The sequence below is a fragment of the Nitrospira sp. genome (assembly GCA_024760545.1).
In the GTDB taxonomy this organism is placed as follows: Bacteria; Nitrospirota; Nitrospiria; order Nitrospirales; family Nitrospiraceae; genus Nitrospira_D.
Map to the genome: position 1 here is coordinate 3,017,918 of CP060501.1, position 13,504 is coordinate 3,031,421.

Below are 13,504 nucleotides of genomic sequence, written 5' to 3' on the forward strand. Positions count from 1 at the left end.
GGGTTGGGCATTCCTCAATTCAAAGGGACAAATGTTCGGTAGTGATCGCCCGTGTAGTACGCCTTTCCGGTCCGCTGCTCGATGACGATCCGTTCAGCATCGCGCCTGCGTCTCGGGATCTTTGGATTGACATCATACTCTCGGTAGCGACCTCGTGGAAGAAGGCGTTCTCGATTCTGGAAATCGCGCCCACCGATGTACCCGGGGAGAGGGGCACCGCGTCGATCTTCCAACTGCTTGAGCAGATCGTATGCTTTCTGGGGAGCGGTTGTGAGTGAGGATGGGGTGTCGATTCGATGAGGAAGATTGGTTGAGGTGTTGCCCAAAAACGGACCATCGCCGGTGTCGGCTGCGGGAATTGAGATGGCGGACACCATGCCGATCGCGCATAACAGGATGGCGAGAAGCCCAATGAGCTGAATCCGCCGCCGCTGATCGTTGAGCACAGGTTCCTCTCTCGTGACCATGCAGAGAACCGACCGTAGCATCCTCCTTTCAGGAAGGTCAAACAACGTAGCGGGCATTCACGTCGTTACCTGGATGTATCTAGCGCTGTTTGCTAGAATGACCCGGCTGATGTCTGCATCAGAAGAAAAGGGAACCGGAGTCATGTGTATGAATCAGTGCGCGGAGTCTACACGCTGTGGGTGAAAGCGGCTCGCTCGGACGCGTGAATGCTTTGCGCAAGTGTCTGGCGTATTCCTTTCTCGTTCTGGTTGCCCTCACTCCGGCAGCGATATCGAATGCACAGCTCACTCCCAGCGGCTCGATCAAACGATCTCCGGCGGAGGTCGTCAAGCGCTACGTTCTCCTAGATCAAAGGGGCGCGCGCTTGGACGCCCCCTCGTTCGACACGTTGACGCCTTATATCGATTGGAAGGAGGAGCCGGCATGGGGTCGTGTGGTGGTCGTCCAGGACACCACCGTCCCGGATGATTATCGAAAATGGGAAATTCTCAGCAACCTGGAAGTGGTCATTCCGGTCACGTTTCAAGTACGGGGCTCGGTCTATTTGGAGACGGCCACTTTCGTGTCTGAAGAAACTACCGAAGAGGTTCGTTTCCACGTGAAAGTGGTGGGGAACTACTGGCGTATCATCTCGCCGGTCATCCCTCCCCACGTCGGACTGAAACGGATGATGAGTTTCGCGAGAGACGCGGCAGCCCATGAGCAGGATGACGCGCAACGGACGGTGCTTGCGGCGCTCATCGACTCCTTGAGAAAGGCTCAATGATGGTCAAGACCCCCGTAGATCTATTGATTTTTGATCTGGATGGTACGCTCATCGAATCCAAGTGGGACATCGCGCGGTCCGTCAATTTTACGCTTGCCGAGTTGGGATTGCCGGAGCGCCCCATCGAAGAAATTTTCGGGTTCGTCGGCGACGGCGTGAAGCGACTGCTGCGTTTGGCGGTCGGAGAGGGCAATCAGGTCAGATTCGAAGAGGCCTTGAAAGTATTTCGGGGCCATTATCTCGAACATTGTTTGGACCGGACGACCTTCTACCCAGGCATCGAGCCGATGCTGCAACACTTTACCCATACATACAAAGCGATTGCGACCAACAAGTCGATCGAATATACGCGCGTCATCTTGAACGGGTTAGGTCCGCAACATTTCCGGTACATGGTCGGTGGAGACAATGGATTTGGGCTCAAGCCGGAACCCGGCATGTTACTGCATATCATGGAAAAAGTGGGAGCCCCGAAGGAGCGAACCGTTCTCGTCGGAGACAGCACCAATGATATTAATGGAGGACATAACGCAGGTATTCGCGTCTGCGCGGTTGGGTATGGCATGGGGAATCGAGAGAGGATGGCTGCGTGTCAGCCCGATTGGTTCATCGAAAAACCGGAACAACTCATGGAGCTCTTTACATAACCAGTCATGAGAGGTTGAGGATGAGAGTACACGGCGGCAGCAGGACCTCGGTTCGTGCATTTGGTCGTCTTGTCCTTAGGGCGTGCGCGCTCAGTATGCTGAGCCTCCACTTACTCATCACCCTGTCGTACGCCGCCACGTCGGGTCTTGCCGAGCGAGTCATCGAGCACCGGCTTGCCAATGGGCTGACAGTACTCATGGTGGAGCGGCATCAGACGCCCGTCGTTTCGATCAACATCACGTTCGCTGTGGGCGGCATCAATGAGCAGGTCGGCCAAACCGGCCTCGCACATCTCTATGAACACATGGCCTTCAAGGGCACGCGTGTGGTCGGCACGACAAACTATGAAAAAGAAAAACCGATCTTGGATGAAATCACATTGGTCGGAACGGAACTCGACCTGCGTCAGCGTGATGCGGCCGGAAGAAACGGTGGCGAGACAGCAGAGGAGCGAACGGCGATCGAATCGCTGCAGAAGCGCCTCCTGGATCTGCAGACGCAGGCTTCGCAGTATGTCGTCGGCAATGAAATGGCGCTCCTGTATCAGCGTCATGGCGGAGTCGGACTCAACGCGTCAACGGGAAAAGATTTGACGCGCTACATGATCAGTTTGCCGTCCAACCGACTGCCTTTGTGGGCGGCGATTGAATCGGATCGGATGGCCAATCCGGTGTTGCGGGAATTCTATAAAGAACGCGGCGTTGTGATGGAAGAACGGCGCCTGCGCAACGACGACAGTCCGAACGGTCTGCTGTTCGAAACCTTCACCTCTACCGCGTTCCGCGCCCACGGCTACGGGATTCCCACCATCGGATGGGGGTCTGATATCCTGGCATTGACACCCGCCGCCACGGAATCCTTTTTTAAGGCCCAGTACGGTCCGAATCGCGCCACCATTGCGCTGGTCGGCGATATCAATCCGAAGGAAGTCATCGCGTTGATTGAACACACGTTCGGAAAGATTCCTGCCGCGCCGCCGCCTCCGCCGTTGGTGACGGTTGAGCCGGAACAGCGAGGCGAACGGCGAGTCGAAGTGGAGTTTGATGCCGAACCGGTCATCGTCATCGGGTATCACAAGCCGACGTTGAGGCATCCGGACGACGATGTGTTCGATGTGCTCGACGCGGTGCTGAGCGACGGACTCACCTCCCGCTTACATCAGAAGTTGGTGCGAGAGAAACGACTGGCCGCCTCAGTCGGGTCTGATGCCAGTCATCCGGGAGTGCGCGCGCCGAATCTGTTCGTCGTCACCGCTACGCCGCTGGCCCCTCATACGACAACAGAAGTAGAAACCGCCATCTATGAAGAGATTGAGCGCCTGAAACGAGAGCCGGTCTCGTCCCAAGAGTTGGAAAAGGTACTCAACAATTTGGATGCCGATTTGGTGCGGGGCCTGCGATCGAATAGCGGCTTGGCATCTCAACTGGCGTTGCATCAGGCAGTCGCCGGTGACTGGCGCTATATCCTGACCTCACGTGATAAGGTTGCCAAAGTCACGGCCGCCGATGTGCAGCGAGTGGCCGCGCAATACTTTACAAAGTCGAATCGCACCGTCGCAGTCCTCGTGAAGAAGGGAAACACGAAGGCGATTGCAGCGGTGCCGGCCGGTGAGGTGAGACCATGAAGAGGGCAAAGAGACAAGGGGTAGAAACGGGGAGTCTTTCCCGGTTGAGAATGCTGCTCTGCATGGCGACCGTTTTACTGATGGATGGAGCTATCGCTTGTGCGGCCGACCAGACCTTCGGCGATCCCAGAACCATGACGTTCAAGCCGGTGGAATTTTCCCCGCCCGAGCCGGAGCGAGTTGTCCTCGGCAATGGCATGGTCGTCTACCTGTTGGAAGACCATGAATTACCGCTGGTCACCGTCACGGCCACCATGAGAACAGGGAGTTGGCTTGATCCAACCGATAAGGTCGGACTGGCGGCCATGACGGGGGCGGTGATGCGTACCGGCGGTGGGGGGAGTCTTTCGGCAGAGCAGGTTGATGCGGAGTTGGAACAATTTGCGATCGATGTCAGCATCGGAATCAGCAGACAGTCCGGATCGGCATCCCTGGACGTTCTGAGCAAAGATGTGGATCGCGGGTTGGAGATCTTCGCGGGTCTTATCCGAACCCCGGCGTTCGAACCTGCGCGTGTCGAACTGGCCAAGTTACAGGCCATGGAGGGGATCCGTCGCCGACAAGATAACCCTGGCTCCGTCGTCAGCCGGGAATTTGCCAAGTTGCTCTATGGAACGGACCATCCGACCGCGCGAGAAAGTTCAGTGGACTCGATCTCGCGCATCACGCGGGACGATCTTGTCGCGTTTCATCGCAATACGATTCACCCGAACGGCATGATCCTCGGTGTGACCGGTGACTTCAAGAGAGACGACATGCTGACCTCGCTCAGAAAAACGTTCGGAGATTGGAAGCGAGGTTCTGTGCCCGAGTTGAAGATTCCGGATGCGCAGGAACCGGGTGCGTCTCGTCCGGTCGTCCGGTTCGTCGATAAGGACACTTCTCAGACGCATCTTCGAGTGGGACATCTCTCGATCAAGGAAAATGATCCCGATTATGTCGCATTAGCCATTGCGAACGATATTTTGGGCGGAAGTTCGTTTCGCAGCCGCCTGTTCAACGACGTGCGGACCAAGCGGGGGCTGGCCTACTCGGTCGGCAGCCGACTCAATACGGGAATGCATGATCAAGGGGTCTGGCTGATGCGGGCGGAAACCAAGATGACCTCCACGCAGGAAGTGATCGAGCGGTTTGTTGCGAACATCGAACGTATACGCGCCGAACCGGTGACCGATACCGAGCTTGCCGAAGCGAAGGAAGCGTATGTGAATTCGTTCGTCTTCTCTTTCTCCAGCCCGTCGGCCATCGTCAGCCGTTTGATAGAGCTAGAATATGATGGGTTGCCGAAGGACTTTCTTCAACAGCTGCGCGCGAAGGTGGTGAAGTTGACCAAGGAGAACGTCTTGGCAGCAGCCAAGAAACACTTGCGCCCTGATCGCTTGAAGATCCTTGCCGTCGGCTCTGGTGAGGCATTGCCGAAAGCGCTGTCAACGTTCGGAGACGTGAAAGAAATCAAACCGGTGCCGGAGGGCTAAGCGTTCGCTGGGCTGGAAGCGCGGTCACGTTCGACGCTGCTATGGTGCGAGGGGGCCGCGTGACCGCCGGGACAATTTCTCTCTTAAACGCGCGCGCCTTTCGAATAGGCTTTCCTCCTCGGAGCTCACTCCTACTTTAAGTCATTTGACTCTCATTCCCCTCACGCCTCCTTGACCGCCGCGACATCGCGACGAAAGCCATATCGTATCAACACTTCATCACCTTGATCGCCGGCCGCATGGCGCGGTACTGTGAAGGATGTCTGCGACGAGAGACGGTTGTTTCACGTAAGGGACAGAGTCGTGGTACTCTGTATCGAATTGATCGACTGAGAATGAAGGTGGCTGGGTAGGTTTGGCAACCCTATGTCGATCGCTGAGTGGAGAAGGCTCGTGTATGCCGCTCGAAGATGAATTTTGCGATATTCTGAAAAAATCACGCACAGGGCAAGGCCTCTCGGTCGGCGATGTTTCGAGAATGACGGGATTGCCCGGTGGCGATATTACCGCGTTGGAACGAGGAGATCGGCCGCGGGATCGTGCCGAAGTGCGTGCCTTGGCGAAGGGCTTGGGCCTGCGAGCTGAGCCGCTCGAACAGATTGCGATCGATAAGTGGGAACCGGTTGCGCAGCACATGCCGCCGTGGGTGGAAATGGTTCACGGGTCCATCAACGGGTATGGTGTGCAGGGGTACATCGTGCATGATGAGGGTGAGGCAGTGTTGGTCGATACGGCTTATAACGCACCGGCCATGCTGGATCTGCTTCGTCGATACCGATTGCGTCTCATCGGCATTTGTTTGACCCATGGCCACGCGGACCATGCGGATGGGATCGAGCAGATTCTGGGCCAACATGAAGTCCCGGTGTACCTGGGACCGGAGGATGTGAGCCTATTGAGTTGGCGGCCACGAACGGAATTGCTGGTCGTGCCGGGCGATCGATTGTCGATCCAGGTTGGGCGCCGTGCCGTCCGATGTATGACGACGCCGGGACATACACCGGGTGGGATCTGCTATCGGGTGGATGATGCACAGTTGCCGGTCTGTTTCGTCGGTGATACGCTGTTTGCCGGATCAATCGGCCGGTCCAATCCCAAGGAGTTGCATTCAACTCATCTCAATTCAGTTCGCCGCCGGGTACTGACTCTTTCCCCGGATTATCGTCTCTTGCCCGGACATGGACCTGCCACAACCGTGGAGGAAGAACTCGATCACAATCCGTTTGCGATGATTCAGTAAGCGAGATTGTTATGGACGGCTTCGGGCGGAATGAACATCAGAATGTGGATAACGGTCTCGTCATCGAGACGAGAGAAGAGTCTGCGCCACCGCCTGTGGAAGAGGCGGAGAGCGGTGACGACATAGCGCCGTCGTTTTTTTCACAGTGGGCATTGCCGGTCGTCCTCTTTACCCTGACCGTCTTTACGACTCTGTGGGCCGGTGCCTATCAAGTCTATAACGGACCGGCGCGCGGCCCCCTGAATTTCCTTCTGACCTCTCCTGAGACGCTCTGGCGGGGAATTCCGTTTGCCGGTGCGTTGCTCTTTATTCTCACCACACACGAGTTGGGGCATTATCTGTTGTCCAGGATCCACCGAGTACCCGCTTCCTTGCCGCTGTTCATTCCGGGGCCGCCTCATTTTATCGGAACCTTCGGCGCCATCATCCGCATGCGGGGACCGATTCTCAGTCGTCGTGCGTTGTTCGACATCGGCGTCGCCGGCCCCTTGGCGGGCTTCGTGGTCGCCGTCCTCGCGCTGATCGTCGGGCTCAATTTGTCCACGGTCGTCGAGCGAACGGCGACGTATGGTTTGCACTTGGGCGAGCCCTTGCTGCTCCAGTTCATGTCGTGGGTGGTGATCGGGCCGTTACCGCCTGAAGCTGACGTGGTGTTGCATCCGATCGGCTTTGCCGCGTGGTTCGGGCTTTTTGTGACCTCACTCAATCTCATTCCGATCGGCCAGCTTGACGGCGGCCATGTCGCATACGCGTTGTGGGGCTCGCGACAGCGGACAATGGCGCTCGCCTTTCTCCCAATCTTGTTGATCCTGGGCTTCGTCGGCTGGTCGGGTTGGTTTCTGTGGGCCTTTATGGCGGGACTGTGGGGCGTCGGCCATCCTCCTGTCATGGATCCTCATGTTCCGCTAGGTCGCAACCGGACGATTGTCGGATGGATTGCGCTAGCGGTGTTTGTCACGACCTTTGCCCCAGTTCCCTTTTCCTTCCACTAACAGACTGTTGAAAAAGCCCTCCAGCTTCGTTCTCGCGTCGCTCAGAGGCTCAAGGTGGGGAATAATCCATTCAAAGGGGGTTTATCCGTTCGCCAAGAATCATGCTACGGGCGAACGGCTCACACGAAGTGCGGTTTGTACCTCCTCACCTCTTCGCTTACTGCGGCCTTGCCCGGTGACAAGCGCGTCTCGACGCGCCGGGGTGGGTGGGTGAGAACGAAGGCCTTTTTGAACAGCCTGCGCCTCGGACCTTACAATCCTTCGCTCTGCCGCATTGGGAAATTGCATAACAACACTTCGTCCCGTTCTCCGGATTTCCTTGTCCGATTCACCTCACGATCTTAGAGTGTGTCCATGATCACAGGAAGCACATCCACGACTCACTGTCCGAAATGTCAGGCGGAACAGAGTGAGAAAGCAGAGGAGTGCGTGCGTTGCGGCATCATCTTCGCCAAGTACCGGCCGAATGCGGTGAGGGCCCGTGTTCGAGGATCCTCACCATCGGTCGATCGCTCTCAGTGGTTTCTGACGGCCAAGCAGTGGTTGATCGAATCGGATACGACGACCGATTCGATGACATTCTACGGTCGGGCAGCCGTGTTTGTGGTCATGATCGGGTGGGGTTGGAAGTTCATCGTGACGCCCTTGGAAACGAACTACACCGGTGAATCATTTCTCCATCTGATCAATCTGCCTTTTCACGAAGCCGGACATGTGATCTTCATCCCATTCGGTCGTTTCATGACGATTCTGGGAGGGACTCTGGGTCAGATTCTTATGCCGATCATCTGTCTCGGCACGTTTCTTCTCAAGACCCGCGACCCGTTCGGCGCTTCTGTCGCGTTGTGGTGGACGGCCGAGAGCATGATGGATATCGCTCCTTACATCAACGACGCGCGGGCGCTGGACCTCATGCTCATCGGCGGAGTAACCGGAAAGGAAACCGACGGGCACGACTGGAACAACATTCTGACAATGCTGGACTTATTGGAATGGGATCACCGGTTGGCTCATCTCACGTATAACGCTGGCATTCTCCTCATGCTCGGTTCCTTCCTCTGGGGAGCCGCTCTCTTGTTGCGCCAATATCGTAGGCTGTCCGCCTAACTCGCCTCACCTTCACTGCTCCGATACCATTCTTTTTTGTGGTCAAAGTGCGAACCATCCGCCAATGCCTTCTTGTTTTGCACGAGTCTTGATCCCTTCTTGGCGATCCGGTCGTCTATTTTGACACCATTTTTACGGCGAAGTTTGTAGGGTAATTGTGAAAGGAAGTCACGCCGCCATGGACATCATCACCATCGGGCTGTCGATCGGGTTCTTTCTGTTCTGTGCCTGGCTGATATTTGGTTTGGATCGCCTGCAAGGAAAATAGTGATGAATGCGATGTATGCACTGGGCGGAGTGGTGTCGGCGGGGCTCCTGGTCTATCTCATGGTCGCGTTATTGAAGGCTGAATGGTTCTGATGACGATGAATGCCATTCTGCAAGTGCTCGTGTTTTTTACCGTGCTGCTGGCTCTCGTCAAACCGCTCGGCTGGTATATGTCGAGAGTTTATGAAGGCGCGCCCTGCGGCCTGGACTATCTCCTCGCTCCCGTTGAACGAACCATGTACCGGTTTTGCGGCGTTCGACCGGCCGATGAAATGGATTGGAAAAACTATGGGACAGCCATGCTGCTGTTCAATGCAGCGGGGCTCTTGCTGCTGTATAGCTTGCAGCGCCTACAGAGTTTGTTACCCCTCAACCCGGCTCACCTTGGTGCCGTCGCTCCTGACCTGGCCTTTAATACGGCCGTGAGTTTCGTGACCAACACCAACTGGCAGGCGTACGGCGGAGAAACCACCCTGACATACCTGACCCAGATGCTCGGCCTGACCGTGCAAAACTTCGTCTCCGCAGCCACCGGGATGGCGGTGCTCGTCGCATTGATCCGAGGCCTCAGACGTCACACGTCAACGACGCTTGGAAATTTCTGGAGCGATCTGGTTCGTAGCACGCTCTACATTCTTCTGCCGCTTGCTCTACTCGTATCCCTCCTACTGGTGTCCCAGGGAGTTGTCCAGACCTTCGATTCATATCGGACGGTGACCGTCCTGCAGCCATCGGGTTACGACAAAGCCGTGAGAGATGGGAACGGCCAAGCGATCCTCGATGAGCAGGGGAAGCCAATAGTCGAACACACAACCCTACTTGAGCAAGTCATTGCGGTAGGTCCGGTGGCTTCCCAAATCGCGATCAAGCAGCTCGGCACGAACGGCGGCGGGTTCTTCAACGTGAATTCCGCCCATCCGTTCGAGAATGCTACACCACTGTCCAATTTCATTGAAGTCTTGGCCATTCTTCTCATACCGGCCTCGCTTTGCTACACGTTCGGTCGGATGGTGAACGATACCCGCCAAGGCTGGGTACTTCTGGCCGCCATGACTATCCTTCTGTTCTGCTTTGTTCCCATCGGGTTGTGGGCGGAGCAAAGCGGCAATCCCTTGCTTGCCGAACTCGGTGTGGATCAGCAGCCTCAAGCCGGCCAAGCCGGCGGCAACATGGAAGGAAAAGAGACGCGATTCGGCATTACCGATTCGGCCCTGTGGTCTGCTGTGACGACGGCTGCGTCCAATGGCGCGGTGAACTCAATGCACGATTCGTATACTCCATTGGGTGGACTCGTGCCGCTGTTCCTCATGCAATTCGGCGAGGTGGTCTTCGGCGGAGTCGGCTCGGGACTGTACGGCATGATCGTCTTCGCTATCATCGCAGTGTTCGTTGCGGGATTGATGGTTGGACGGACGCCGGAATATCTGGGAAAGAAGATCGAGCCCTACGAGATGAAAATGGCCGCACTGCTGATTCTGATCATGCCCATTGTCGTCTTGGGCCTCACGGCAGTCGCGGTCAGCACTGAAGCAGGTCGATCATCGATCTTGAATGCCGGTCCTCACGGGTTCAGCGAAGTGCTGTATGCCTATACGTCCCAGGGCAACAACAACGGAAGCGCGTTCGCAGGTCTGAACGCCAATACTCCTTTTTACAACCTCACCGGTGGGATCGCGATGCTGATATCCAGGTTCTGGCTCGCTATTCCGACTCTGGCGCTTGCAAGTTCCCTGGCCGGCAAGAAACTGGTTCCGGCTGGTCCCGGAACCTTGCCGACCCACACCCCCTTATTTGTTGTTCTTTTGATCAGCGTCGTGGTGATGGTCGGAGCCCTCACGTTTCTACCGGCCCTGGCCTTGGGGCCGATCGTTGAGGAGCTGAGGATGGGGGGGCGGTAACAAGGATGGACATGAACATGGCCGCTTCGCATAAAGCATCCCGCTCATTGTTCAACGTCTCGATCACCAGTCAGGCGTTGCAGGCCGCCGTCCTCAAACTTGACCCCCGCCACCAGGTTAAAAACCCCGTCATGTTCGTGGTGTGGGTTGGAAGTGTCGTGACGACCCTCCTGTTTCTGCAAGCGATGGCCGGAGCGGGGGAAGCTCCGGCCCGGTTCATTCTTGCCGTCGCCCTCTGGTTGTGGTTCACGGTCCTGTTCGGAAACTTTGCGGAAGCGATGGCGGAAGGTCGAGGAAAGGCCCAGGCCGATTCGCTGCGGCGCGCGCGCCGGGAGCTCAGCGCCAAGAAACTTGGTTCGGTTGATTTCGACAGCGAGCATCGTGCCGTGCGGAACCGTCAGTTTCAGCGAGGCGATACCTTCAGCGTCGTGTCAGCGAATCAACTCAAGCAAGGGGATGTGTTCCTCGTGGAGGCCGGAGATTTCATCCCCGCCGATGGCGAGGTCGTGGTGGGGGTGGCGTCAGTGAACGAGAGCGCTATCACGGGTGAGAGCGCGCCCGTCATTCGAGAAAGCGGCGGTGACCGGAGCGCCGTTACGGGGGGCACGAAGGTACTGTCCGACTGGCTCATCGTTCGTGTCACGGCCACCCCTGGAGAAAGCTTCCTGGATCGAATGATCGCGATGGTCGAAGGAGCCAAGCGCCAGAAAACGCCGAATGAAATTGCCCTGACCATTCTGCTGGCAGCGCTTACGATCATGTTCCTGCTGGCTACGGTCACCCTGTTGCCGTTCTCTCTGTACAGCGTGCAGGCCATGGGACAGGGGACGCCCATTACGGTCACCGTGTTGGTCGCACTCTTGGTCTGTCTGATTCCGACGACCATCGGGGCTCTTCTCTCAGCCATTGGGATTGCCGGAATGGACCGCATGGTGCAAGCCAACGTCATCGCGATGTCGGGAAAAGCTGTTGAAGCGGCAGGCGACGTGGACGTTCTGTTGCTTGATAAGACCGGGACCATCACCTTGGGCAACCGTCAGGCGACCGCTTTTCTTCCGGCGGAAGGAATAGACGCCCACACGCTGGCGGATGCAGCCCAGCTCTCGTCGCTGGCGGATGAGACGCCGGAAGGCCGCAGCATCGTCGTGCTCGCAAAGGAGAAGTATGGATTGCGCGCGCGAGACATCCAGGAGATGGGTGCCACATTCATTCCCTTCACCGCCCAGACGCGGATGAGCGGGGTCAACCTGGATGGAAGGCACATACGCAAGGGATCAGCGGATGCCATCGAGGCTTATGTGACGTCCCAGGGAGGACGCTTTCCCCACGTTGTCCAGCTCCATGTCGAAGCGATCGCCAAACAAGGTGGAACACCGCTCGTGGTGGCAGAGAAGGCCAAGGTGCTCGGCGTGATCCGGCTGCAGGATGTCGTGAAGGGGGGGATTAGGGAGCGCTTCGGTGAGTTGCGCCGAATGGGTATCAAGACGGTCATGATCACCGGCGACAACCCGCTAACCGCCGCGGCCGTGGCGGCAGAGGCCGGGGTCGATGATTTTCTGGCGCAAGCAACCCCGGAAGCCAAACTGCAGCTGATCCGCGACCTTCAATCTCAAGGTCGTCTCGTGGCTATGACAGGAGACGGAACGAACGACGCGCCGGCCCTGGCACAGGCCGATGTGGCGGTCGCCATGAATACGGGAACGCAAGCGGCGAAGGAAGCCGGGAATCTGGTCGATTTGGATTCCAATCCGACCAAGCTCATTGAAATCGTGGAAATCGGCAAACAGTTGCTGATGACTCGCGGCGCGTTGACCACCTTCAGTATCGCCAACGATGTGGCCAAGTACTTTGCCATCATTCCTGCGGCCTTCGCCACGACGTATCCGGTACTCAACACATTGAATGTCATGCGGCTGGCAACACCTCAGAGCGCGGTCCTGTCCGCTGTCATCTTCAATGCCCTGGTCATCATCGCGCTGATTCCGCTCGCGTTACGAGGCATCACGTATCGACCGATCGGAGCAGAGTTGCTGCTTCGGCGGCATCTCCTGATCTACGGATTGGGCGGGGTGGTGGTGCCCTTCGTCGGCATCAAACTGATCGACATGATTTTGGTGGCCCTGCATTTGGTGTAGTCAGGACGTCGACCGGGTGGCCGAGAAAGAGGGAAAAGCATGAAGGAACACATACGACCCACCCTGACCATGCTGCTACTGCTGACTATCCTGACGGGTCTTATCTATCCGCTGGCCATCACAGGATTGGCCAACGTGTTCTACCCTGATCAGGCGAACGGCAGCATGATCGTGCATCAAGGCACGGTGATCGGGTCCAGGCTGATCGGACAGTACGTTGACAAACCGGAGTATTTTTGGAGCCGTCCGTCGGCGACGGAGCCGTTTCCTTACAACGCCGCAGCGTCGGGAGGGTCGAACCTTGGCCCTACCAACCCGGCCCTGATCGAAACGGTCACAGCCAGAGTGGCCGCCTTACGAGTCGCAGATCCCGGTAACGACGTGCCCATTCCTGTCGAGCTGGTCACCGCCTCGGGGAGCGGGTTGGACCCCCATATCAGCCCGGCTGCCGCCTTCTACCAAATCAAGCGTGTGGCCCGTGTGAGAGGCCTGGATGAAATCATCGTGGGAACACTCGTGGCTCAACACATAGAGGAACGTCAATTCGGATTCCTGGGTGAACGCAGAATCAATGTTCTACTGTTGAATCTTGCGCTCGATGCGTTACCCCGTTGAACCAATTCCTCGTTGAAATCTTCGACACAGTGAGGATCTGTTGTGTGGTCATTGTTCATCCTGTTTCTACTGACGATTTGGGCGATGGCCTGCTTGATCTGGCTGTTGTGGAAATGGCTGCCACCAAGCGGTAGGGTGCGCCGCCCCCCTCAAAATCCCTTCGCCAAACCATAAGCATTTCCGAAGTCTATCCAAGTGACGTAAAATTGGCGGGAGGGCGCCCGACTCCTCAGGCACATGGTTTGAACGTTGCCGGAATATCTCAGGCA

Annotated in this window: 12 protein-coding genes; 11 read left to right on the forward strand and 1 reads right to left on the reverse strand. The window is 57.1% G+C overall.

What is annotated here, in order from left to right:
• Positions 1-14 precede the first annotated feature (14 nt).
• Positions 15-467: a ribonuclease N1 gene (locus H8K03_14195; protein UVT22489.1), complete on the reverse strand. Its 453-nt coding sequence runs from the start codon at positions 465-467 to the stop codon at positions 15-17.
• 176 nt (positions 468-643) lie between these two features.
• Between H8K03_14195 and H8K03_14200 the strand changes: the two genes are divergently transcribed.
• The 11 genes from H8K03_14200 to kdpC all read left to right on the forward strand — a co-directional run bounded on the left by H8K03_14200 (position 644) and on the right by kdpC (position 13,235).
• Positions 644-1,234, forward strand: coding sequence for a hypothetical protein (locus H8K03_14200; GenBank protein ID UVT18955.1), 591 nt, complete (start codon positions 644-646; stop codon positions 1,232-1,234).
• A complete protein-coding gene (locus H8K03_14205; protein UVT18956.1) occupies positions 1,231-1,881 on the forward strand; it encodes an HAD-IA family hydrolase in 651 nt (216 codons plus the stop codon). Before H8K03_14200 ends, H8K03_14205 begins: the two co-directional genes overlap by 4 nt.
• A 95-nt stretch (positions 1,882-1,976) precedes the next feature.
• The gene (locus H8K03_14210) at positions 1,977-3,506 is read left to right on the forward strand and encodes an insulinase family protein (GenBank protein UVT22490.1); all 1,530 of its coding nucleotides are present in this window, start codon (positions 1,977-1,979) and stop codon (positions 3,504-3,506) included.
• Positions 3,503-4,981 (forward strand): insulinase family protein, encoded by a 1,479-nt coding sequence (locus tag H8K03_14215; GenBank protein ID UVT18957.1) that lies wholly within the window; start codon positions 3,503-3,505, stop codon positions 4,979-4,981. The genes H8K03_14210 and H8K03_14215 overlap by 4 nt, the downstream gene beginning before the upstream one ends.
• Before the next feature lie 397 nt (positions 4,982-5,378).
• The gene (locus H8K03_14220; protein UVT18958.1) at positions 5,379-6,221 is read left to right on the forward strand and encodes an MBL fold metallo-hydrolase; all 843 of its coding nucleotides are present in this window, start codon (positions 5,379-5,381) and stop codon (positions 6,219-6,221) included.
• A gap of 11 nt (positions 6,222-6,232) precedes the next feature.
• Complete coding sequence (locus tag H8K03_14225) at positions 6,233-7,213, forward strand: site-2 protease family protein (protein UVT18959.1); 981 nt, start codon at positions 6,233-6,235, stop codon at positions 7,211-7,213.
• Between the two features lie 354 nt (positions 7,214-7,567).
• Positions 7,568-8,320, forward strand: coding sequence for a zinc ribbon domain-containing protein (locus tag H8K03_14230; GenBank protein UVT18960.1), 753 nt, complete (start codon positions 7,568-7,570; stop codon positions 8,318-8,320).
• 270 nt (positions 8,321-8,590) lie between these two features.
• Positions 8,591-8,680 carry a K(+)-transporting ATPase subunit F gene (gene kdpF, locus H8K03_14235; GenBank protein ID UVT18961.1) on the forward strand — a complete coding sequence of 30 codons (90 nt, stop codon included), beginning with the start codon at positions 8,591-8,593 and terminating at the stop codon, positions 8,678-8,680.
• Positions 8,680-10,485: a potassium-transporting ATPase subunit KdpA gene (gene kdpA, locus H8K03_14240; GenBank protein UVT22491.1), complete on the forward strand. Its 1,806-nt coding sequence runs from the start codon at positions 8,680-8,682 to the stop codon at positions 10,483-10,485. Before kdpF ends, kdpA begins: the two co-directional genes overlap by 1 nt.
• 17 nt (positions 10,486-10,502) lie before the next feature.
• Positions 10,503-12,620 (forward strand): potassium-transporting ATPase subunit KdpB, encoded by a 2,118-nt coding sequence (gene kdpB, locus H8K03_14245; protein ID UVT18962.1) that lies wholly within the window; start codon positions 10,503-10,505, stop codon positions 12,618-12,620.
• A 39-nt stretch (positions 12,621-12,659) separates the two neighbouring features.
• Positions 12,660-13,235: a potassium-transporting ATPase subunit KdpC gene (gene kdpC, locus H8K03_14250; GenBank protein UVT18963.1), complete on the forward strand. Its 576-nt coding sequence runs from the start codon at positions 12,660-12,662 to the stop codon at positions 13,233-13,235.
• The last annotated feature ends 269 nt before the right edge of the window (positions 13,236-13,504 follow it).